This window comes from Beduini massiliensis (genome assembly GCF_000829905.1).
Lineage (GTDB): Bacteria > Bacillota_I > Bacilli_A > Erysipelotrichales > Coprobacillaceae > Beduini > Beduini massiliensis.
Genome location: NZ_CDPP01000005.1, coordinates 604,467 through 628,455, shown reverse-complemented (window position 1 = coordinate 628,455; position 23,989 = coordinate 604,467). Strand labels below are relative to the sequence as shown.

General features: G+C 35.3%; 24 protein-coding genes. 20 read left to right on the top strand and 4 right to left on the bottom strand.

The features are described from left to right. Positions 1-83: 83 nt before the first annotated feature. The 8 genes from BN1225_RS09750 to BN1225_RS09715 all read left to right on the top strand — a co-directional run bounded on the left by BN1225_RS09750 (position 84) and on the right by BN1225_RS09715 (position 8,561). Complete coding sequence (locus BN1225_RS09750) at positions 84-1,454, top strand: glycine--tRNA ligase (RefSeq protein ID WP_041139600.1); 1,371 nt, start codon at positions 84-86, stop codon at positions 1,452-1,454. Positions 1,455-1,476: 22 nt separating this feature from the next. After that, positions 1,477-3,231, top strand: coding sequence for a DNA primase (gene dnaG, locus BN1225_RS09745; protein WP_041139599.1), 1,755 nt, complete (start codon positions 1,477-1,479; stop codon positions 3,229-3,231). A gap of 10 nt (positions 3,232-3,241) precedes the next feature. Beyond that, positions 3,242-4,486 (top strand): RNA polymerase sigma factor RpoD, encoded by a 1,245-nt coding sequence (gene rpoD / locus BN1225_RS09740; RefSeq protein WP_041139598.1) that lies wholly within the window; start codon positions 3,242-3,244, stop codon positions 4,484-4,486. Position 4,487: 1 nt separating this feature from the next. Then, positions 4,488-5,180 carry a tRNA (adenine(22)-N(1))-methyltransferase gene (locus BN1225_RS09735; RefSeq protein ID WP_041139597.1) on the top strand — a complete coding sequence of 231 codons (693 nt, stop codon included), beginning with the start codon at positions 4,488-4,490 and terminating at the stop codon, positions 5,178-5,180. After that, positions 5,170-5,922, top strand: a complete 753-nt coding sequence (locus BN1225_RS09730; RefSeq protein WP_041139596.1) for a Nif3-like dinuclear metal center hexameric protein — start codon at positions 5,170-5,172, stop codon at positions 5,920-5,922. The genes BN1225_RS09735 and BN1225_RS09730 overlap by 11 nt, the downstream gene beginning before the upstream one ends. A 150-nt stretch (positions 5,923-6,072) precedes the next feature. Further along, complete coding sequence (locus tag BN1225_RS09725; RefSeq protein WP_041139595.1) at positions 6,073-7,311, top strand: aminopeptidase P family protein; 1,239 nt, start codon at positions 6,073-6,075, stop codon at positions 7,309-7,311. Position 7,312: 1 nt separating this feature from the next. Further along, positions 7,313-7,843: a GNAT family N-acetyltransferase gene (locus BN1225_RS09720; RefSeq protein ID WP_041139594.1), complete on the top strand. Its 531-nt coding sequence runs from the start codon at positions 7,313-7,315 to the stop codon at positions 7,841-7,843. An 85-nt stretch (positions 7,844-7,928) separates the two neighbouring features. Beyond that, positions 7,929-8,561: a GyrI-like domain-containing protein gene (locus BN1225_RS09715; protein ID WP_041139593.1), complete on the top strand. Its 633-nt coding sequence runs from the start codon at positions 7,929-7,931 to the stop codon at positions 8,559-8,561. Between the two features lie 50 nt (positions 8,562-8,611). On the opposite strand, the gene BN1225_RS09710 is transcribed toward BN1225_RS09715, so the two are convergent. Both BN1225_RS09710 and BN1225_RS09705 read right to left on the bottom strand, forming a co-directional pair. After that, a complete protein-coding gene (locus BN1225_RS09710) occupies positions 8,612-10,045 on the bottom strand; it encodes a 6-phospho-beta-glucosidase (protein ID WP_041139592.1) in 1,434 nt (477 codons plus the stop codon). A 74-nt stretch (positions 10,046-10,119) separates the two neighbouring features. Further along, positions 10,120-11,052: a helix-turn-helix domain-containing protein gene (locus BN1225_RS09705; protein ID WP_041139591.1), complete on the bottom strand. Its 933-nt coding sequence runs from the start codon at positions 11,050-11,052 to the stop codon at positions 10,120-10,122. Between the two features lie 238 nt (positions 11,053-11,290). Between BN1225_RS09705 and BN1225_RS09700 the strand changes: the two genes are divergently transcribed. From BN1225_RS09700 to BN1225_RS09675, 6 genes are all read left to right on the top strand, one after another. Then, positions 11,291-11,488, top strand: a complete 198-nt coding sequence (locus BN1225_RS09700; RefSeq protein WP_041139590.1) for a YabP/YqfC family sporulation protein — start codon at positions 11,291-11,293, stop codon at positions 11,486-11,488. After that, positions 11,481-12,446, top strand: coding sequence for a sporulation protein YqfD (locus tag BN1225_RS09695; RefSeq protein ID WP_041139589.1), 966 nt, complete (start codon positions 11,481-11,483; stop codon positions 12,444-12,446). Before BN1225_RS09700 ends, BN1225_RS09695 begins: the two co-directional genes overlap by 8 nt. Next, the gene (locus BN1225_RS09690) at positions 12,421-13,395 is read left to right on the top strand and encodes a PhoH family protein (RefSeq protein WP_041139588.1); all 975 of its coding nucleotides are present in this window, start codon (positions 12,421-12,423) and stop codon (positions 13,393-13,395) included. The genes BN1225_RS09695 and BN1225_RS09690 overlap by 26 nt, the downstream gene beginning before the upstream one ends. A 56-nt stretch (positions 13,396-13,451) precedes the next feature. Beyond that, positions 13,452-14,687, top strand: coding sequence for a DEAD/DEAH box helicase (locus BN1225_RS09685; RefSeq protein ID WP_041139587.1), 1,236 nt, complete (start codon positions 13,452-13,454; stop codon positions 14,685-14,687). Between the two features lie 141 nt (positions 14,688-14,828). Then, positions 14,829-15,236, top strand: coding sequence for a helix-turn-helix domain-containing protein (locus BN1225_RS09680; protein ID WP_041139586.1), 408 nt, complete (start codon positions 14,829-14,831; stop codon positions 15,234-15,236). Positions 15,237-15,248: 12 nt separating this feature from the next. Next, the gene (locus BN1225_RS09675) at positions 15,249-15,575 is read left to right on the top strand and encodes a hypothetical protein (RefSeq protein WP_041139585.1); all 327 of its coding nucleotides are present in this window, start codon (positions 15,249-15,251) and stop codon (positions 15,573-15,575) included. A 33-nt stretch (positions 15,576-15,608) separates the two neighbouring features. On the opposite strand, the gene BN1225_RS09670 is transcribed toward BN1225_RS09675, so the two are convergent. Both BN1225_RS09670 and BN1225_RS09665 read right to left on the bottom strand, forming a co-directional pair. Next, positions 15,609-16,994, bottom strand: a complete 1,386-nt coding sequence (locus BN1225_RS09670; protein ID WP_041139584.1) for an MATE family efflux transporter — start codon at positions 16,992-16,994, stop codon at positions 15,609-15,611. A 149-nt stretch (positions 16,995-17,143) separates the two neighbouring features. Then, positions 17,144-17,770: a hypothetical protein gene (locus BN1225_RS09665; RefSeq protein WP_041139583.1), complete on the bottom strand. Its 627-nt coding sequence runs from the start codon at positions 17,768-17,770 to the stop codon at positions 17,144-17,146. A gap of 211 nt (positions 17,771-17,981) precedes the next feature. Here BN1225_RS09665 and BN1225_RS09660 point away from each other — a divergent pair, with 211 nt between their 5' ends. The 6 genes from BN1225_RS09660 (at position 17,982) to BN1225_RS09640 (ending at position 23,877) form a co-directional block, all read left to right on the top strand. Next, positions 17,982-18,791: an MBL fold metallo-hydrolase gene (locus BN1225_RS09660; RefSeq protein WP_041139582.1), complete on the top strand. Its 810-nt coding sequence runs from the start codon at positions 17,982-17,984 to the stop codon at positions 18,789-18,791. After that, positions 18,782-18,946 carry a hypothetical protein gene (locus tag BN1225_RS14780; protein ID WP_156133053.1) on the top strand — a complete coding sequence of 55 codons (165 nt, stop codon included), beginning with the start codon at positions 18,782-18,784 and terminating at the stop codon, positions 18,944-18,946. Before BN1225_RS09660 ends, BN1225_RS14780 begins: the two co-directional genes overlap by 10 nt. Further along, positions 18,936-19,328, top strand: a complete 393-nt coding sequence (locus BN1225_RS09655) for a hypothetical protein (protein WP_041139581.1) — start codon at positions 18,936-18,938, stop codon at positions 19,326-19,328. The genes BN1225_RS14780 and BN1225_RS09655 overlap by 11 nt, the downstream gene beginning before the upstream one ends. An 88-nt stretch (positions 19,329-19,416) precedes the next feature. After that, on the top strand, positions 19,417-19,614 hold the full coding sequence (locus BN1225_RS09650; RefSeq protein ID WP_041139580.1) for a hypothetical protein: 198 nt from the start codon (positions 19,417-19,419) through the stop codon (positions 19,612-19,614). 325 nt (positions 19,615-19,939) lie between these two features. Continuing rightward, positions 19,940-20,545 carry a recombinase family protein gene (locus tag BN1225_RS09645; protein WP_041139579.1) on the top strand — a complete coding sequence of 202 codons (606 nt, stop codon included), beginning with the start codon at positions 19,940-19,942 and terminating at the stop codon, positions 20,543-20,545. 503 nt (positions 20,546-21,048) lie between these two features. Then, complete coding sequence (locus BN1225_RS09640) at positions 21,049-23,877, top strand: Cna B-type domain-containing protein (RefSeq protein ID WP_041139578.1); 2,829 nt, start codon at positions 21,049-21,051, stop codon at positions 23,875-23,877. The last annotated feature ends 112 nt before the right edge of the window (positions 23,878-23,989 follow it).

Genomic DNA, 23,989 nt, shown 5'->3' with positions numbered 1-23,989 from the left:
TAATAATTGAATTTTTATATCGTCAACCATATGCCTTTAGTAAGACTAAATGGCATTTTTTACTTAGAGGAAGGGGTAATTTTATGGCGAAAAAAGATATGGACGTATTAGTAGCACACGCAAAAAGCAGCGGATTTGTCTATCAGGGATCAGAGATCTATGATGGATTGGCAAATACTTGGGATTATGGACCACTTGGGGTACAGATGAAAAACAACATCAAGCAGGCTTGGTGGAAAAAATTTATTCAAGAATCTCCGTATAACGTAGGGATTGATGCTGCCATTTTAATGAATCCACGTGTTTGGGAGGCAACGGGACATATTGGCGGATTTTCAGATCCTTTGATGGATTGTAAAGAATGTCATACACGTCATCGTGCAGATAAATTAATTGAGGAATATGATCCTGAAATTCATAGTGATGGATGGTCAAATGAACAGATGGAAAGTTTCATTTCGGAACATCAGATTGCATGCCCGCATTGTGGGAAAACTAACTTTACAGAAATCAGACAGTTTCAACTGATGTTTAAAACCCATATGGGCGTTGTTGAAGATGCCAAAAGCGTTGTATATTTAAGACCGGAAACAGCACAGGGTATCTTTGTCAACTTCAAAAATGTACAAAGAACAACACGTAAAAAAGTCCCTTTTGGAATCGGACAGATTGGTAAATCATTCCGTAATGAGATTACACCGGGAAACTTTATTTTCAGAACACGTGAATTTGAACAGATGGAAATGGAATTTTTCTGTAAACCGGATACGGATTTAGAATGGTTTGCTTATTGGAAAGACTATTGCTTTAATTTTTTGAAAAATATTGGTATCAAAGAAGAAAATCTTCGTTTCAGAGATCATGAAAAAGAAGAATTATCTTTCTATTCAAAAGCAACTTCAGATATTGAATATGCTTATCCATTTGGTTGGGGAGAATTATGGGGGATTGCAGATCGTACAGATTATGATTTGACAAGACATCAAGAATACTCTAAGAAAAATTTAGAATATTTAGACCCTGAAACAAATGAAAAATACTTACCTTATGTCATTGAACCGGCTGTTGGGGTAGATCGTATGTTCTTGGCAGTTTTAGCGGATGCTTATGATGAAGAAGCTTTAGAAAATGATACACGTATCGTCATGCATTTACATCCGGCGATTGCTCCTTATAAAGTAGCGGTTCTCCCTTTAACAAAAAAACTTTCTGAAAAAGCCAATGAAATTTATGGAGCTTTATCAAAAGAGTTTATGTGCGAATATGATGAAGCAGGACAAATCGGAAAACGTTACCGTCGTCAGGATGCAATCGGAACACCATTATGTGTAACGGTTGATTTTGATACATTAGAAGACGAATGTGTAACAGTCAGAAATCGTGACACGATGGAACAGGTACGTGTTAAGATTTCAGAATTAACACAATATGTGAGTGATTTTATTAAATTTTAATCAAACATAAGGGGGCGATGAAATGGCAAGATTGAGTGATGCGAAAATCAGTGAGATATTGCAGAGTGTTGACATCGTTGACGTTATTTCATTATACCTCCCTTTGCAAAAAAAGGGGAAAGATTACAAAGCGGTCTGTCCGTTCCATAATGATACCAATCCGTCATTGTCAATTTCACCGGCAAGACAGATTTATAAATGTTTCGTTTGCGGAGCAGGAGGAAATGCTTTTACTTTCTTACAAGAATATTTGAATATATCATATCTTGAAGCAGTTAAAAAAGTTGCCGAAATAGGCGGAATTGATGTCAGCGAATTAAATTTTAATACGCCGACAAAAAAAGTAGATGAGAAACTTGTCCCGCTTTATACGATGCATGATGAAGCTAACAAGATTTATCGCCATTTACTGCATACAAAAACAGGCTTAGCGGCGCATGAATATCTGCAAAGCCGCCATATTAATGATAGTCTGATTGAAGAATTTGATATCGGTTATGCCGGACGCGACAATCAGTTATACATGGCTTTTCAAAATTTAGCTTACAAAGAAGTCGATATGGTGCGTTCAGGACTGATCATTGATGGTGAACATGGGGCTTTTGATCGTTACCGTGATCGTGTGATGTTTGCCTTGCATGATGCAGATGGAAAAGTAATCGGATTTAGTGGACGTGTGTATAGGTCCAATACAGATGAAAGCAAATATATGAATTCGCCGGAGTCGGAGATCTTCATAAAATCAAGAACGCTTTATCATTATCATAAAGCAAAGGAACCGGTTAAAAAGGCAGGCTTTGTCTACTTGCTGGAAGGGTTTATGGATGTCATTGCCCTAAGTCGTATCGGCATTGATAATACCCTTGCCATTATGGGAACGGCATTAACAAATGAGCATATGAATATGATACGTAAGCTCAGCAATAACGTTTATCTTTGTTTAGATGGTGACCGTGCCGGACAAAGTGCGGCAATCAAGTCTGCCAAGCTTCTGCTGGAGCATCAGTTTAATGTGAAAATGATCAAACTGATGGATGGAATGGACCCTGATGAAATCCTAGAGCAATTTGGTGAAGAAACATTACGGATTGCGTTGACTTCAACGATGGACCCGATTGAATTTGAAATTCAGCATCTTTATGAAAACACCAATATGGCAAATCATGAAGAAACCAGGGAATTTATTCAAAGGTCCTGCCAGTTGATTGCCAATATGACCAATCCTATCGATCGTCAATATTATATTGAAATGATTGCGACACGATCAAACAGTGATCAAAATGTGATCAAAGAATTCTGGCAGTCTCTGCAAACCAATAAAGTGGTTCGTCAGCCGGTCATCAGTCCAGTAGTACGCAATGACTATAAACGTTTGGACAAATATCAAAAAGCGGAACGTCATCTTCTGTTTTATATGCTGCATGATAAAAAGGTCTGTGATCTATATGAACAAAAGATCGGATTCATGTTTGATGATATGAATCGTATCATTGCCAGCTATATTGTAGACTATTATCGTACAAAAGAAAAAATGACGATTGCCAGCTTTATCAGTTACATACAAAATACAAAAATGGTGGAATATGTGTTAGAAATCATGGATGAAAACTTACCGGAAGAAGTCGAGATGAAAGTGATCGAGGATTATATCGAAACCATAAAAATCAATACGCAGGCTAAAGAGATAGAACAATTAAAACTACAGATGGCGAATGAATTAGATGCCTTAAAAAAAGCCGAACTCGCTGTAAAAATATTAGAGATCCAAAAAAATTAGGAGGACCAAGATGGCTAAAAAACAAGAACCTGTAACATTAGAAGATTTAAAAAAGAATATTTTAGAAACATCAAAAGTATTAGGCAAATTGACTCAGGAAGATTTAGATGCCTTTTTAACAAAATATGATCTGGATGACGAATCAGCAGAAGAACTTTTAACATTCTTAACCGAAAATAATATTGATATTGTCGATGATTCTTTAGATGAATTGGAAGACGTGGATATCGACCTGGAATCATTGGAAGAAATCGATCTTAATCTGGATCTTGATTTGGACTCTGATATTGACGATTTAGCGACAGAAGAAGGTCCTGATTTAGACTTTGTTAATGACTTTGATTTAATGACCAGTGATACTTACAATATGTATACGGCCGCTACTGATACATATGATGATAATCAGTTGGGAAGCAACGTTAAGATTAATGATCCGGTTAAAATGTATTTAAAAGAAATCGGACGTGTAGAACTGTTAAGTCATGATGAAGAAATCGAATTGGCAAAACGTATTTTAGATGGGGATGAGGAAGCAAAAAAACGTTTAGCGGCAGCTAATTTGCGTTTGGTAGTTTCAATCGCAAAACGTTATGTTGGACGTGGAATGCTCTTCTTAGATTTGATTCAGGAAGGGAACATGGGGCTGATCAAAGCCGTTGAAAAATTTGATTATACAAAAGGATTTAAGTTCTCGACTTATGCGACATGGTGGATTCGACAAGCGATTACTCGTGCCATTGCCGATCAAGCCAGAACAATTCGTATTCCTGTGCATATGGTCGAAACCATCAATAAATTAACACGTATTCAAAGACAGTTGATTCAAGAATTAGGACGCGAACCTTACGCTGAAGAAATCGCTGAAAAAATGGATAACATGACACCTGAAAAAGTGCGTGAAATTCAAAAAATCTCTTTAGAACCGGTTTCTTTAGAAACGCCGATCGGAGAAGAAGATGACTCTCATTTAGGAGATTTCATTGAAGATGAGGGGGCCATGTCACCGGATGACTACGCTGCCAATGAATTATTGAAAGATGAATTGAATGAAGTTTTATTAGAATTGACGGATCGTGAGGAAAAAGTATTGCGTCTGCGTTTTGGATTAGATGATGGGCGTACTCGTACTTTAGAAGAAGTAGGGAAAGAATTTAACGTTACTCGTGAACGTATTCGTCAGATTGAAGCAAAAGCCTTAAGAAAATTAAAACATCCATCTCGATCAAAACGTTTGAAAGATTTCTTAGATCGTTAAAATGAAATTATCAAAACGTTTGGATTGTATTGCGACCATGATAAAAAAGCAAGCGAATAGTGATGATCAGTTAGCCGATATTGGGACGGATCATGGCTATCTGCCTTGCTTTTTAGTAGAGAAAAACATAGTCAGTAAAGCTTACGCCTGTGATGTGGCCGAAGGTCCTTTGAATTCCAGCAAAGAAACTATTCAAATGATGCAATTGCAAGACCGAGTAATCCCTTTACTAGGCGATGGGCTGGCACCGATTATCGAAAAGCCGGTTACCATGATATCCATCAGCGGTATGGGCGGTTTTCTAATGGTCGATATTTTAAAAGCCCATTTAGCTAAATTAAATCAAGTGCATACATTGATCTTGCAAGCTAATATTTGTGAATACGCTCTAAGAGAATATTTATGTACGAACGGGTGGGAAATTGTGGATGAAGCGATTGTGAAAGACCTTCGTCATCTTTACGAAGTCATTGTTTTTAAAAGAACAGATAAAAAGATAGAATATACTATGTTGGATTATTGTTATGGTCCTATTTTAAGAAAAAAACAACCATTATTATTTAAACAAAAATGGCAAAGAGAGATGACAATCAAAAAACGGATTCTTGACAGTATTCAAGATCAAACACATCCTAAATTTCAGGAAACACAAAACGATATAATCGAGATCGAGGCGATATTAAATGATGATTAAAGATATAACCGATTTTTTGGAAACCTTTTTTCCGTTAACGTTAGCGTATGAGTGGGATCATTGTGGGCTGCAAGTGGGCAATATTCATGGTAAAGTTGAAAATATCATGATTGCCCTTACTCCGGATATCGATGTCATGCAGGAATGTATAGATCATCATATTGATCTGTTGATTACGCATCATCCTTTATTATTTCATCCGTTGTATTATGTGAATACAGAAGAAGAAACCGGTAAAATTATTGAGATGGCACTCAACCATCATATTACGATTTACAGTTCTCATACCTGTATGGATCGTGGATCTTATTTATCAATGAATAAGTGGCTGATGGAAGCAATGCAGATCGAGGATTATCAGGACTATGGTGAAGATGGGTTAATCAAAACCGCAGCGCTTCAAACAACATTGGGACAGTTGATTAAACAAGTCAAAAAAGATTTGAATCTGCCTGCTTTACGTTACGTTGGAAACTGTGATCAGCCTGTAAACAATATCGCTGTTATTGGCGGAAGTGGCGCTGATTTTATTGATGAACTAGCAGGTCAGGTCGATGTTTTGATTACAGGCGATATTAAATATCATGAAGCACAAAACGCTTACAGCAAAGGCTTATGCTTAATAGATATCGGACATTTTGCGGAACGAGTGATGGTTCCTCAGGTCAAAAAGATTCTTCAAGAAAAATTTGATGTGGCTGTTTATGAAAGTCAGCAGAAAGATTATTTTCAGTTTGGTTAAAGTCATCGTTTAGATGACTCTTCTTATATTCTTTTATTTAGTGAGATGCATATCATAATTTTACGATCACGATGAGCAAAAACCGGTTGTATTTTTGATTTACAATTTATTTTGAGAAGGTATAATAAAAAGAGATAAGGGGGAAACACAATGAGTAAAAAAACAAGACAGATACAAGTCTATGAACAAATGCAGAAAAATGATGTGCTGATTTTATATTCAGGGGTACAGCATCATATCAGTTTAGATGCTTACCACCCATTTGCCGTTAACACACAATTCTTTTATCTAACCGGGATTGAAAGAAAAGATGTTATTTTAGTTATGCATAAAAATGGAGAAATGGATCCTGTTTTATTTATTAAGCGTATTGATCCGTTGGAAGAAAAATGGCAGGGAAAACAGCTGACAGCCACCCAAGCCAGTGAGTTATCAGAGATTAAAACCGTTAAATATTTAGATGAATTTGATAAATATATAAATACTTTGATGATGCAAAATGATATACAAACCGTTTATTTTGATCTGTATCGTAATTCACCGACAGATTTACCAGATTATAATATGGTAATGGCAGAACAGTTTAAAAAGATTTATCCGTCTGTCATGGTTAAAAATGCCTATGCACTTATAGCACCGCTTCGTATGCAAAAAGATGAAGAAGAAATAGAAAAGGTACAAAAAGCAATCGATATTACACAAAGTGGTTTAGAGTTTGTGATGCAGACTTTAAAACCGGGAATGCAGGAAAATCAGGTACAGGCAAACTTTGAATATAAAATTCGTTATAATGGGGCCAGTGGGCCATCTTTTGCGACGATTGCCGGTGCCGGATATAACGGAACGATGCTGCATTATTCGGAAAACTGCGGACCGTGCCGAGACAATGAATTAATCTTGTTGGATTTAGGGGCGAAATATGAGGGGTATTGTGCCGATATTACACGTACGTACCCAATCAATGGGAAGTTTACTGAGCGCCAAAAACAAATTTATGATATTGTGTTAAAGGCCAATCAGACGGTTGCAGCTACAGCAAAACCGGGGATGACAACCGTTGAATTAAATAATGTCTGCAAAGAAGTATTAGCTAATGGATTAAAAGAGATTGGTTTGATTAAAGAAGACAGTGAATTAATCAAGTATTATATGCATGGGGTATCTCATCATTTAGGGATTGATGTGCACGATGCGACGATTGCCAGCAATAAGGAATTGCGTCCAGGAGCCATCATCACTAACGAACCAGGACTTTATATCGATGAAGAAAGCATTGGGATTCGTATCGAAGATGATTTGTTGATTACTCAAGATGGATGTGTGGTATTATCAAAAGATATTATTCGCACCACAGATGAGATTGAAGCCTATATGGCACAGTTTAAATAAGATGAGGAAAGTTCCTTGCATAAAAAGCGAACGTCTGGTATTGAAACCGCATGGGATTGACTATTTAGATTCTACCCATGTTTATAGCAGTGATTTAAGCAATACGTTATATATGATTCATCTTCCCAATCAAAATAAAGAAGAAACACGGGATTTTTTGGAAAACGTCAGTAAAGAGTGGGAAAAGGAAGTTCCGGATTTTTACGAGTTTGCCATCTTACTAGGGGATGTGCATATCGGTTCTGTTTGTCTTTATTTGGACGAAAGCCATGAGACCGGTGAACTGGGATGGATCTTAAATAAACATTATTGGCACCATGGATATGCATTTGAAGCAGCGGCGACGATGAAGACATTCGCCATCTCGATAGGATTAAAACGTTTGATAGCTCATTGTGATGATCAAAATGTGGCTTCGTATAAAGTTATGGAAAAACTGGGAATGAAGCTTGTTTCAATGACCAAGGGGCGATACAATAAAGCAAGTAAAGAAGAATCAAAAGAGCGTATGTATCAACTGATCTTAGAATAGGGAAACCTATTCTTTTTTTAACTGGACAGACAGGTGTCAAGTTATGTCGGGTATAATACAATTAGAAATGAAAGGAGAATGAACGATGGCATTTGATTATAAAAAAGAACAGAAAGCATTTTATCGCCCATCCATAAAGCCACAAATTATTGATATTATACCAATGCAGTTTCTATCAGTTGAAGGAACAGGAAATCCAAATGATCCTGAGGGAATGTACAGTGAGGCGATCAGACAGCTTTATGGTGTTGCTTATACTTTAAAGATGAGTTATAAAAATGGATATGAAATGGAAGGCTTTTTTGAATATGTAGTTCCGCCATTAGAAGGATTTTGGTGGATGGAAAATAAAAAGGGCATCGATTACGCCCATAAAGAAGAATTTCATTGGATTTCATTGATTCGTTTACCCGAATTTGTGAAAGAAAAGGATGTTGAATGGGCAAAAGAACAAGCAACATTTAAAAAGAAGAAAGATTTTTCAAAAGTAAAGTTCTTTACATATGATGAAGGGTGTTGTGTACAATGTCTGCATTTAGGGAGCTATGATGATGAACCCCAAACCGTAGACAAGATGCATCAGTATATAAAGGAACAGGGTTATGTGTTGGATATTAATGATGAACGTTATCACCATGAAATTTATTTGTCTGATGGACGTCGCTCGGATGTCACTAAAATGAAGACGATTATTCGTCATCCGATTCGTAAACTATAAAGTCTAGACATGATAAAACCTCATTCTGTTTATTAGAATGAGGTTTTCAATTATTTACTTAAATCTTCACCATTTGTAGCAATAACTTTTTTATACCACTCAAAAGAATCTTTTTTACTTCTGTCTAAAGTTCCTTTGCCTTCGTTATCTTTATCTACATAAATGAATCCATAACGTTTTTTCATTTCTCCGGTACCGGCTGAAACAAGGTCAATACATCCCCAAGGCGTATAACCCATTAAATCTACACCGTCTTCGTCTACTGCTTTTTTCATTTCTGCGATATGAGCCGCTAAATAGTCAATACGATAAGGATCGTGAACAGCGCCATCTGCTTCTTTAACGTCGATAGCACCAAATCCGTTTTCAACGATGAACATAGGCAGCTGATAATGATCATAGAACCAGTTTAAAGCATAACGTAATCCAACTGGATCAATTTGCCAACCCCAATCACTTGCTTTAACGTGAGGGTTTTTAACTAAATCGATCGTTTCATCATAATCATAATGTGGATTGTCACGAGTAATCTTTGTCGCAAAAGACATGTAGTAACTAAATCCGATATAATCGACACAACCATCTAATAAATCATCTTCATCTTGTTCGGTAATATCTAAATCATATCCTTTTCTTTCAAAGAATTTCTGCATATAAGCAGGGTAGTAACCACGAACATGGACATCAGTGAACCAATAACGTTTATGCATTGCGCCAACTGACATCATCATATCTTCTGGATCACAAGAATATGGATAGATCGGACACATCGCGATCATACAACCGATTTGGAATTCAGGGTTGATTTCATGACCGATTTTAACACATTGGGCACTCGCTACTAATTCATAGTGAGCTGCTTGATACATGATTTGTTCACGATCTTCGCCTTCTTTATACTTGACTCCTGAATTAGTGAAAGGTGCAAAGTCTTCTTTGTAATTGGCTTGATTGTTGATTTCATTGAAAGTCATCCAGTATTTTACTTTGTTTTTATAACGTTTGAAACATACTGTCGCAAAACGAACGAAAAATTCAATCATTTTACGATTACGCCATCCACCATATTGCGTTACTAAATAATAAGGCATTTCAAAGTGAGATAACGTAATAACAGGTTCAATATTATGTTTAATACACTCATCAAATAAATCATCGTAGAACTTTAACCCTTCTTCATTAGGCTCCATTTCATCGCCTTTAGGGAAAATTCTTGTCCAAGCAATACTTGTTCTAAAACATTTAAAGCCCATTTCCGCAAATAAAGCAATATCTTCTTTGTAACGATGATAAAAATCAATGGCTTCATGGTTAGGATAGTTTTCCCCTTCGATGACACCATCTGTAATTCTTCTTGGAACACCGTTTGCTCCGACTGTCATTACATCGGCAACACTAGGTCCCTTTCCGCCTTGGTCCCAGCCACCTTCAAGCTGGTGAGCAGCAACGGCACCGCCCCATAAAAAGTCTTCTCTAAAACTCATTTTATAAGCCTCCTTTAATTCACCCCTATTATACACAATCTGAGCATTAAAATAAACACTTTAGATAAATGTTGTTAAAAGTTTGAAGCCATTAAATAAAGGGCTGCTAATAATAGTAAATTGATGATCACGGTGATCCCTATACTTCTTAAATATGAAGAAGGTTTTTCCTTGATTTTTTTCATTTTATTATCAGTAATCAGCAGCCAAGCAACATTGTAAATAAGATAAGGAAATAAAATGAGTAAGAGCTGCATGGCTTCAGGAGTATTATTGGAAATATTGAAATGTTCCATCACAAACCACATCATACCAACTAAACTAAAGATAGAGCCTAAAAAGACAAATAGAGGAATCTGACTGCCGGCATTGTCTATCTTTTTTAAGAGAAGTTGATCTTTGTAGCGATAATTAACAAGCAGGATTGAACCGATAAAATTAAAAATAAAGATCATCAAGATCAATGGAAAGATCTTCGCATTGACATCAAGATAAATTAAGACCAAAAACAACAGCATGAATCCTAAAATATCGATCAATACGACATGAAGTATCGAAAGAACCATCTTTTTTAATGTCGGATAATGATAAGGTAAAGAAGAATCGAACCCGGCAATTAACGTATAATCCTCATTTTTGATGACATAGTTAAATATAAAATAAAGCGTTGTTGCCATTAAAAGCATAATATAAATAATCATATCTTCCCCAATCAAAGGCAATTTCAAGGTCATTCGTACAAGCAGATTAATGACCGCGATGAAAATAATTCCGATATAAATCAATGCAGAATAGTTTTTAATTGGTTTTTCCGTTGTTGTTGAATGAATTAGATCGGTATTGAAAATGTCTCCTAAACGCTGCAGAGTTTGCAGGTCAGGAGTTGTTTTTGAATTTTCATAAGAAGAGATCGCTTGTCGGGTAATAAATAAAAGGTCTGCCAATTCCTGTTGAGTCATTCCTTTTTGTTGTCGTAAGTTTTTAATTTCTTCACCAATAGTATGCATAAGTTTCACCTCATAGCTATTGTATAGTTTCATCTTGATAAAGTCACGCAACAAATCATTGCTATTGAAATTATGCACATGACAGGCACGTTTTTTTAGTATTTAAAATGACAGATAAAGATAAGAGGGATAGCTTAATTCTTTCATCCATATAAAAATGAGGGGATATTTTTTATTAAAAGATAGGATTAAAGCATTTTGTTTAGAAATGGTTCATATAATTTCATGAGGTGATATTGTGATATATTTAGACCAAAGTAAGATCGTAATAAAACAGTATGAAAGCATCATCACATTAGAAACACATTGTATCCTGTTAAAAATGCCCAAATGTATGTTAAAACTGATTGGAGATGATTTCATTGTGGTGTATTTGTCACAAGAAGAAATCCATATTCGAGGTATTATGAAAGAAGTTAAATTTAGTTATGCTTAGCATCGGTTTGGGCTATGATGTGTATGAAATCGATTGTCTCAATATCTCTTATTACATTGATTTATTTACCAAAAATAAGGTGCAGCTGTATCATTTGCGCAAGATCGATACATATACGTATAGTTTTTTAGTACGGCGCAAAGACACGTATGTCCTCCAAAAATTAGACGTTCCTTTACAATTTATTAAGAGTGTCGGTCCCCTTTACTATATTACACGTTTTTTAAAAAGCAAAGTAAAGTTAGTAGGTGTAGCGGTTTTTATCGCGGTGTTTTATTATACGCAGCAGCATATATTAAATTTAAAAATCATCGGTACGCAATATCAGTTGAATGAAGATATTGTCGCAAAGCTGAAAGATTATCATATTGATTTTTTTGATAAAAAAATGTCATTGGATGATATTGCCAATTTAAAAAATCAACTGTTAAATGACTATAAAAGTAATATTGACTGGATAAATATCTATCAACAAGGGGAAACTATCTATATAGAGTATACGAATAAAAAAGAATCACAAATTGCAGAAAAAGATGTCCGTCCGATTGTGGCATGCAAAGAAAGTGTAATCAAAGAATTTCAAATTCAAAGCGGTTATATCATGAGCAGTATTAATCAGTATGTACAGCCGGGCGATCTATTGGTCAGCAATGCCATTGTATCCACATTTGATGAAACCATTATGGTATATCCTAAGGGAAAAGTGTATGGATATACTTGGTATGATATTGAAAAAGAGCTGCCGCTTCAAGATGAAGCCGATGATTTTAACACTTTGCTGCTGCAAATCCGCAATGAACTGCAGCAGCAATTAGGCAGTGAGGCGAAGATTGACAAAGAAAAGGTTTTGCATTATAGCATTGATAATAGTAAAATAAGGTTAAAGGTACATTATACCGTCATAGAAGATATAGCATGCAAGGGAGATATGAATGAGCAAAACACTGAAACTAACTGAATATACGGTCGACCAGATTACACGTTTAGTAGGGATCGGCGAAAAGAATCTTGAATTGATTGAAAAACAGTTTGACATAAATATTATACTGCGTGGAGATGAACTCATCATCCAAAGTGAAGATGACACCGTAGTTCAAAAGGTAGAAAGCCTAGTGATTGCTTTACTGGCATTGACTAAGAAAGGACTTAATATTTCATCGCGAGATATTATCTACGCATTAAAACTACAGCAGGATAATCATTTGGAAAAATTAGATGCACTATATGATGTGGTCATCGCTAAAACGATTACCGGGAAAGTAATTTATCCTAAAACGATCGGACAAAAAGAATATTACTTAGCGCTAAAAAAGAATGACGTGGTTTTTGGAATCGGACCTGCCGGAACCGGAAAAACTTATCTGGCAGTTGTTTTTGCAGTAGCGGCATTGAAGAATAATGAGGTGAAGCGTATTGTTTTAACTCGTCCGGCAGTAGAAGCAGGAGAAAGCTTAGGCTTTTTGCCAGGGGATTTAAAAGAAAAGGTAGATCCATATTTGCGCCCTTTATATGATGCCCTTCATGATATGCTAGGGGTGGAACAGACGGAGCGTCTGATTGAAAAAGGAACAATCGAAATTGCACCGCTTGCCTATATGCGAGGACGTACATTAGAAGATGCCTATGTTATCTTGGATGAAGCTCAAAATACTACAGATGCCCAAATGAAAATGTTTTTGACTCGTTTAGGATTTAATTCTAAAATGGTCATCACCGGAGATATTACACAAATTGATTTACCGCGAGGTATCCATTCAGGATTAAAGATCGCTTCGCAAATCTTACGCGGGGTTAAGGGGATTCAATTTGTTGAATTATCAGCGATGGATGTTGTTCGTCATCCAGTCGTTCAGCGTATTATTGAACGTTATGAAACCCGTCCGCATGAAGAACACTATGAAAAGTAGTGTTTTTCTTTTGTTTGTGTTATACTAAACTGTATGTTTAAAGAAAGAGGAAATAAATGAAATTTAATGAATTACAATTAATCGAACCATTGCAAAAAGCGGTGGCTCATTTGAATTATGAAGAAGCATCACCGATTCAGTCACAGGCAATCCCTCCTTTATTAGAAGGAAAAGATCTGCTTGGCTGTGCAAAGACAGGAACCGGCAAAACGGCTGCGTTTGCTTTACCGATCTTACAAAAACTCTATTTGCGTGAGGAAGCAGACAAATATCCGCGAACAATCAAGGCGCTGATATTAGCCCCAACACGTGAATTAGCGATACAGATCAATGAGACTTTTTCATCACTGAATCCCTATGTTAACTTAAAATCTGCGGCTATCTATGGCGGTGTACGTCAAGGTCAGCAGGTTACTGCAATTGAACGTGGAATCGATGTCTTAATTGCGACACCGGGGCGTTTATGGGATCTTCATGAACAAGGCTTGTTGGATCTTCACCATGTTGAATACTTTGTTTTAGATGAAGCAGATCGTATGTTGGATATGGGATTTATTTGTGATATCCGCAAGATCATGAAGCTCATTCCATCTAAAAGACAGACAATGCTTTTTTCAGCGACATTGCCTGATGAAATACAACATTTAGTGAATGAAATCTTACATGATCCAGTGCGTATTATGATCAGTTCAGGACATATGACAGTAGAAAAGATTCAGCAGTCTTTATATTATGTTGATAAATTAAATAAAACCAAATTATTGATTCGTCTGTTAGATGATCCCCGCATTTATAATGCTATCGTATTTGTACGTACCAAACGTAATGCGGATACTTTGTGCAAGAAGCTTAATAAAGCAAAAATAACGGCAGAAGCGATTCATGGGGATAAATCACAGAATTCTCGTGTCCGTGCTTTACAAAATTTTAAAGATAACAAAGCTCGCATTTTAGTTGCCACCGATATTGCGGCAAGAGGCATTGATATTGATGATTTAACTCATGTCATCAATTTTGACTTACCTGAACAAGCTGAAAACTATGTGCATCGTATCGGACGTACCGCTCGTGCAGGGGCAAGCGGAGAAGCGATCACATTCTGCTGTTATCAGGAAAAGGATCTTCTTAAAGAAGTCGAAAGATTTATTCACCAATCCATTCCGGTTGTGGAGAACCCTTATTATCCTATGGAAGATTTAAGTCAACCTGTAAAGAAAGAGAAAAAAGCACCAAAGAAAACGCCGGCTTCACCAAGAAACCGTCGTCCTTCTAAAAGCAGTAAGCGCCGTTAATCAGCACTCATAGGAGTGCTTTTATTGTATTAAACAAGCGATGTCAAAGGATTTTGACACTAAATTGAGCGATGTCAAAGAAGTTGGATAGACAAATACACTTAAACATGGCATGATGAGTACGAAAGGAATGAGATTGTTATGGAGATTGGGGACAAATTAAGAAAAGCAAGAACGGCTTCTTTGCTTACACAAGAGATGGTGGCTGAACAGCTGCAAGTCTCTCGACAGACCATATCTAACTGGGAAAATGAAAAGTCCTATCCCGATATTATCAGTATTATTAAACTGAGCGATTTATATCAAATCAGTCTGGATGAACTATTGAAGGGGGATTCTAAAATGATTCAGCATTTAGAAGAAAGCACCGATACAGTCAGCAGTAATAAAAAGTTGATTATGGCAATCGGCATCAATATATTTTTCTTAATTTTATTTGTATTATTTAATGGTTTGATCGCTAAAAATAATTATTTGATTATTGGCAGTGCATCAATCGGAATCATCAGTACCTGTTTCTTGTTTTATCAGATCATAAAAAAGTTTTAAGGAGGAATGAGGATGACTTGGTATTTAATAGTATTTGTATTTATGGTATTAATGGGAGCTATGGCATTAGCTTATCAAATTTTTCGCTTAACTGAATTAGATGCGAAATGTCGTGGTTTAAAACATCCTAAATGGTGGGGGTTCTTTTCACTGAGTGGTAATAATGGAAGTGGGGGATTGATTTTATACTTGATCGGACGTCGAAAATATCCGATTTCAATGAATAGTGAAGAAAGAAGTCTGATGACAACCCGTAAGAAAAGGGCAGGTGCTGCACTGGCTTTTATGGCAGTCGGGATGATCTGCTTAATGAGTACCTGCATCTTAACTTTTAATTAAATAAAAAACGTTATGAATATTCATAACGTAGGATTAAAGCACTGCTTTTTCTTTTTGAAGCAGAGCTTTTTTCTTTAAATCACGACCGATGGTCAGCCACATCGTCAGATAGCAGGCACCACCGCCAATGAAATTGGATATCGGTTCCGCTAAGAATATCCCAGTGATGCCTAAGCCAAAAAGTTTAGGCAAAAGGAGTGTCAGTGGAACAACGATAAATACTTTTCTTAATAGAGAAAAGAAAACCGCTTGTTTCGATTTCCCTAAAGCTACCGCAACAGATTGTCCGGCAAATTGAAATGCCATCATAAAGAAACCAAAGAAATAAACTTTTAAAGAAGGAATCGCCACTTCAATTAAGTGGGGCTCATTATTGAAGATATGGATAAAGAAACTTGGGAACAGCGTAATAATCAGCCACATGACAAAGGTATAAGCAACACAAACCAATGTCATAAACTTAATGCCTTTTAATACTCGCTCATAAGCCTGAGCACCGTAATTATAACCTAATACCGGTTGAGAGGCGTTTGTTAATCCGCTTGAAGGCATGGAAACGACTTCACGAATGGAATTGATGACAGTCATTGCCGCTACATAAATATCTCCGCCATAAGATTGCAGACTGGCATTGCAGACAATCGCTACCAAGGAGTTGGTAATCGCCATGACAAATCCTGACATCCCTAAGGAAACAATTTGTTTTACATAATCTAATTTCAGTTTCATTCGTTGAATGCGTAATTTCAAAATAGTGTTTTTACCAGTTAGAAACAGGAGTATCCACACAGCTGAAATAAACTGTGAGATGACAGTAGCCAAAGCGGCACCACGAACTCCCATTTGAAAAGTAAAGATGAAAATCGGATCTAACACGATATTGGTGATTGCCCCTAACAAAACGGTCATCATTCCAATTTTAGCGAACCCCTGAGAATTGATAAAACTGTTCATCCCTAATCCAATCATCACAAATAAGCTGCCTAACAGATAAATTGAAATATAGGCATCTGCATAAGGAAAGGTTGCTTCACTGGCACCAAACATGAAAAGCAATGGCTTTTTAAACAGTAAACCAATGATAGTTAAGAGAATTCCGAAAATAATCATTAAAGCAAAAGAATTGCCCATAATTTCTTCGGCTTCCTGATCATTGCCTTTCCCTCTGGCAATTGAACACAATGGAGCTCCACCCATTCCAAATAGGTTAGCAAAGGCGATAATGATCGTAATCAGCGGCAGGGATAACCCCAACCCACTCATTGCTAAGGTCGCTCCATTATCAATACGTCCAATAAAAATACGATCGACGATATTATATAATACATTGATCAGTTGTGCGAGTGTCATCGGAATTGCAAGATTAATAATATTGCGTGCCACACTTCCCTTAGTAAAATCATTTTTTCTATTCTCCATAATTCCATCTCCCCTAATTTCTATAGTATAGCACCATTCAATTGGCTCTGCCTTATTTTTCATGAATTGGAATAAAATAGCATAGCCACTCTCATTGCTATGCTTAAAAAATACTATTTGATTTAATGGAAAGTGCCATTAAACACAGATTATGCCCATGATAATCTTATTTGACCGACAGCATTCACTTCTAAGGTAAAGTAACCTGCATGACTGCCTAACACAAATCCGAATTTTTTCACAGTGTAATTATACGTCAATTCTGCTCTTGCAGGTAAATCTTTCTGTGACTGTTCAGTGGTAACGTTCACCTCATAGTTGTTCACAGTGGCTTGTGCTTTTTTGAAAATAGGGGTATATGTGTTCATGATTCTGGCAGGATAATTCCCGATAACATCAACATAAAAACTAGCTTCTAAGCCTCCGTCACTGATATGCGGGCGCAGAGTGCTGAGTCCCTCCGGAAGTGTACCTGAGCTCCAACCCGTCGTTTGCTCAGAATGCAGTTTTTTAAATGAAGCAGCATCCATAATGTCTATACCAATGCGAATTCCATTTGTATCATTATGGTAAACCGTCATCTTTCTTGTGTGGTCTAGTTGAGTTAAATCAATGTCTGCATACATTTCTTTAGTTAGTTTGTTTTTATATATTTTAACCCCATCACTTTCTTCAACTAATTTAAAAGTTTCAATTGCTTTTGTTGAGGATATGCTAAGTCCAATTGCCATGCATAAACTCATTATAATCATACATAACTTCTTTCTGCGTTTCATCTTTATCCCTCCCTTTGCTTTTTAAATGAAACCATTGTTGAAATGGAAAATTCTAAATACATGAATAGCTGGATACTTATCTCTATCTAAATGGTATCATAGATTTTAAATGCTTTACTATTCTTTTTATGAATCAAAAAGATGAACGTCAAATTCTTGCTTTTAAGTAAAATAATCAGTATACTTATTTAAGAATTGGAGGAACTTATTCATGGATAAATTATTAGTTTTAGGAACAGGAAATGCTGCTGTTAAAAAGTGTTACAATACATGTTTTGCATTAAAGAAAGATAATGAATATTTCCTTGTGGATGCCGGTGGAGGAAACGGAATCTTAGGTCGATTAGATGAGATGAACATCCCTTTGAATGGAATTCATCACCTTTTTGTCACACATGAGCATACGGATCATATTTTAGGGGTTGTTTGGATTATTCGTATGATCACAACTAAGATTTTGGCGAATGATTACATGGGAGATTTTCATATTTATGCGCATACAACACTTGTAGAGACGATTAAAACGCTCTGTCAGCTGACTTTACAAAAAAAGCTTACCAACTGTTTTGATCAGCGTGTTCTCTTTCACCCATTGCAAGATGGAGATCAATGGACAATCTTGGATACACCGTTTACGTTTTATGATATATTATCAACTAAGGCAAAACAATTTGCTTTTACTTTCATCAATGAAGACGGCAAAAAGATAGCCTTTGCCGGAGATGAACCTTATAATGAAAAGTGCTATGAATATGTGAAAGGAGCAGATTGGCTGATGCATGAGGCTTTTTGTCTGTATGATCAGCGTGATCTATTTAAACCTTATGAAAAACATCACAGCACTGCAAAAGATGCCGCTGTTTTAGCGACTCAGCTTGGCATAAAACATCTCATTCTTTGGCATACTGAAGAGAAAAATCTGACCCAGCGTAAAGCTCTGTATACATTGGAGGCAGCTAAATACTTTAATGGCAGTATTTATGTTCCTGATGACCTCGAGGTGATCGACCTATGTCAGTAACATTTGCGTCTATTGCTTTAGCCTGTCTGGTGGTAATAGCCGTTTGCAGTATTGTGTTTCCGATTATATTTATTGTATCCTTTAATCGTTTTCGTAAAGAAATGAAACAAACATTTGAAAAAAGAAATTTAGAAGAGGTAAAAGATGAAATTTAAAGAACCCCGTTTATTAAGTATCTGTGCAGTTGCGTTTATCGGCATGGTTATTTTAGCGATTCATGCTGCCAGCCAGCATGAAACAGCAAAGTTGATTATTACTGTAGTCTTATCTTTAATGGCATTAACGATGATGTTGGGGCGTTTCAACATTTTAGTTAAGGAAGATTTTATGTTGGTATATGCATTTCGCTATATTGGCATTTTACCTGTCATGATTGATTATATCGATTTAAAAGAAGTTGAACTGGTTTCAAAAACAAAAGTAAAAATGAAAACAACTAAACAGGATTTATCGGTTTACATCTTAAATGCTTCAAAATTTGTCAGTTGTTTAAAAGAACACACAAAAAAATTAGAATTAGAAGTGGAATATCGTTAGATATTTCATTTTTATTACCAAAGATGCAAATTGAAGCGGTTTCATGTATAATAGAAATAGAGATGGATCAACAGAAAGGAGCATACATATGAACAGAAAAGAAAGAATCCTTAACATATCCCGTAAATCCGGTGTTGCAGTTGAAGAACTTGATGATACTTTAGATAATGAAACAACGATGAAGCGTCATAAAAAATGGCCGCTCATCCTCATGGTTTTATTTTCATTCCTCTTTGTTTTTTATGGGGCTTACCGTATTTATACTGTATTTAAAAAGATTAGATAATGAAAAACGGACTTTTTATAAGATCCTATTAAACTGTTAGCAAAGCAGAAAGCTAACAGTTTTTTTAGTTTATAGCGGTTAATCTTGATAAGTTCTTATGACATTTCAGAAAATCTAATTCTAAAATGGGTTAAGAGTAATCGATTATATTATGAAATAAAGTATAATAGCTCCCATGTCTTATAAAATTAGTAAGTGATTATCCATTGTGAGGAGTCGCTTTTTTTATGTTCTCTCTTTTATAAATGGAAATAATTGGAACATATTCTTTGATAAAAATATGCGATAATTAAAAGTTGACATTACCAGAATAGGAGGAACAAAAATGAAAAAATATGGTTATGTAAGAGTGTCAACAAAAGATCAAAATATTGATCGTCAGATGTCTGCAATGTTAATGGAAAAAATAGAGAAAGAGAATATCTATATCGATAAACTTTCTGGTAAAGATTTCAATCGCCCTAAATATAAGAAATTGTGTAGGAAATTACAAGCGGGGGATACTGTCTATGTAAAATCTATTGATCGATTAGGACGGGATTATGATGAAATCATTGAACAATGGCGATTCCTTACAAAGGTGAAAGATATCGATATTATTGTTTTGGATTTCCCACTTTTAGATACTAGAAATCAAGTAAACGGAATTACAGGAAAATTCATAGCTGATTTAGTGCTGCAGATTCTATCCTATGTGGCACAAGTCGAAAGGGAAAATATTCATCAGCGTCAAATGGAAGGAATCAAAGAGGCAAAGGCTAAAGGAATTCAATTTGGCAGACCTGCTAATGATTTTCCAGAAGATTTTGAAGAAGTTTATAATTTGTGGAAAATGAAACAAATCAGCCAGCGTGAAGCAGGCAAAAGACTAAATAGTAGTCATGTCATGTTTAGAAGATGGGTTCAAAGAATCGAAAAAAATAGTAAATAAATGTATATATTGGTTGAGTATTGGAACAAATTGTAGACGTTTTGTTCCGGCTTTTTTTTACCTAAATTAATATAAAATCTCCTATTTTAGATTTCGTTTTTATCTTATCACACCCTGAAACAAAAAGTCTGCTTTTTTTACCATCCATATAATGAAAAATCTGATATCTCAATATAGGTTGCATGATGAGTGGAAGAGGCAGTGCGAAAACTCGTTTTGTAATTGAATATTGTAAAGCGGTAGGAAGTTATTGAGAATCTTATAACTAGGATTACAGATGCAAATTTTCAAATCAGAATATAGTACAGAATGACAATATAAAAAACATATTTTCAATGTCTAATGAAAAATGCATAGTAGTAATAACGGCTTATTGAACATAGTTTTTTTGTAAATTTAAGATGATTATGGAGGTTTGAAATCTTAGGGAAATGCAATAAAGAGGAATGCTTAATTTTAAGACAAAAAAGAAATAACTTTATGTAAAGGTGGAAGGAATAAAAATGAAAAATAAATCATACATGATAACTGTTTTATTAGCATTAATCTTGATGGTCACATTGTTTATGCCAAAAACTGTTGTGTCTGCTAATGGTGAAAAAATGGAAAATATTTCTGAAGAAAATGAAGCAGTGTTTTATAAAATAAGTACAAAAAACAATGACGATAAACAAACAGCAGAAATAGAATTAACACTTACGCCAAAAGAAAACATAGTATTGCAAGGTATTGTATTGCCTAATGGTACGGAAGAAAAGTATGAAAATAAGCCTATAAAATATATAGCTTCAGAGAATGGAACATTAATATTTACATTAAAATATGGTTTTATCGACTCTCAAAATAAAACGAATACTACTTATCTAGAGCGAGATCAGGTTACTCAAGAACAGATTAATGAAATATTAACAGTGGATATTTCATTTGAAATTACTAATGTTATTCATCAAATAGAGGAAAGTATTGCAAACTATGAAATAAATTCATCTCAGATAAAAACCATTCAAAAAGATATAAATGTAGTACAGGTATCTAATTTTAACGAATTGGTGGATGCATTAGCTAATTCAAATATTACAATAATTGAACTAATGCAAGATATAGAAGTTACAGATACATTACAAGTGATTAGCCAAAAAAGCATTATTGCAAACAAATCGGTAAATTTAACAAGAGAAAAAAATTTTTCAAATACATTAATTAATATTACCACATCGGGTTCTTTGATTTTAAATGAAAATCTTTCTATTGATGGATTACTAATTGAGCTTAAAAATCTATCGCTTGAATCTTCTGCCATCTCAGTATCTGGGTACATAGAAATGAATGGATGCTCCATTAAAAATAATATAGCTGCTTGGGCACCTGCCATTTCTATTCTTGCTGGAGGCAAAGCCGTTATAAATGATTGTGATATTTCTTATAATTCTATTATTGATGGTCTGTATGCAGATAATGGCGGTGGTGGTATTAGAGTAGGCTCTGGCGGACAACTGGAAATGAACGGTGGCAATATTCATGATAATACAGCATATATGTATGGTGGTGGAGTTTGTGTAGTCGAAAATGGAAAATTCATTCTAAATAACGGAAGAATTTATAATAATAAAGCATTACATCAGAGTTCTTTAGGCGGAGGGATTTACGCAGGTCGTAAAAGTACATTTTATATGTACGATGGCGAAATATTCTCTAATACAGCAGGTCATGGCGGAGGGATAGCTTTAGGGACTGCTTATGATTCTGAAGACCAAAAAGGAAATTTTATTTTTGAAAAAGGATTTATACACAATAATACAGCTGCGGATGCATACGGTGGAGGATTATATTCACCTTCAAAGTTTAATGCAATAAAATTGAAAAATATTTATATTGGTGAAAATAGTGCTTCGTATGGAGGAGGACTTTACGATTGCCCGACTGGTGAAAGCAAAATATATATAACAAATGGTGGAGCATTTGTGGATAATACCGCAGAAGTTGCGGGGAATACACTGTACAAAGTTGATAGTGAAAATGAATTTTATATTAGTACTAGGATTTTAGGTGGTGGGAAGCAATTAATTTATAATGATTTTAATCCAAGATATCAATTGAATGACACCCCCTTAGAAAAGACAATGTTTCAAAATGTGGACGGACAATTATTATTACATAATGAAATTGACCAAGAACAAAGTAAAAATTTAGCACGACAACAAGCACAATTGATTATAGAAAATAATAATGCATTGGTAGCAGGTGGTGGAATTGCAAATAATGGTTCATTAATAATTGGTGATCAAGATGCTGATAAAACGCTACATGTTTCAAAAATTTGGGAGAGTCCTTTATCAGACATTCCTTCTTCAATATTGATTGATTTAATCAGAATTGATGGGGATGGGAATGAGTTAGTGTTAGAAACGGTTGAATTAAGTGAAAATAATAAATGGCAATATTCTTTTGAAGAATTACCAGGAGAATTCAATTGGACAGTAAAAGAACATGAAATTTTAGGATTTGTACCAAATTATGAAACAGTTGAAAATGGGAATGAAATATCAGTAAAAATTAATAATACTGTAGAAAAAGTTAATAAGGTTGTGACCAAAGTTTGGGAAGACAGTGCCAATCAAGATGGAATACGAGTAGCTGAGGTAACAGTTCAACTTTATGCTGATGGCAAAGCAGTTGGTGAAAGTCTTGTATTAAACGAGAACAATTCATGGACGGCTATGTGGTCTGATTTAGCAAAATATAAGGATGGTAAAGAGATTTTATATACAGTAGAAGAAGTCGTCGTTCCTGATGGATATACAGCTAACATTGAAATAGATGAGGATGGTAACTTTATTTTGATAAATACGCATGCTCCAAAAGTTATAAATAAGAATATCAATAAGATTTGGAATGATGATGATAATAGAGATCAAATTCGTCCATCAGAAATAAGGGTTCAACTTTATGCTGATGGCAAAGCGGTTGGTGAAAGTCTTGTATTAAACGAAAACAATTCATGGACGGCTATGTGGTCTGATTTAGCAAAATATAAGGATGGTAAAGAGATTTTATATACAGTAGAAGAAGTCGTCGTTCCTGATGGATATACAGCTAACATTGAAATAGATGAGGATGGTAACTTTATTTTGATAAATACGCATATTTCTCAAATACCGGATATACCATCCGAGCCGATTAAACCAAACACGCCGGATACTACTACACCAAGCAATGGAATTCAGACAAGCGATACAACAAATCTGATACTCTCTTTTGTCGGGGTATGCATTTCGTCAATCGGAATCGTATTGTTAACTCTTAAAAAAAGAAAACTTTTAAAAAAATATTAAATTTATTTACATGCAGGATATGAAAATTAGGTGGAAGTGTTGTAAGTTCACTTCAAATCAGAGCATTTAATAATGAATCAAAATAGCACAATGTTACTTAGGTTATGTGAAA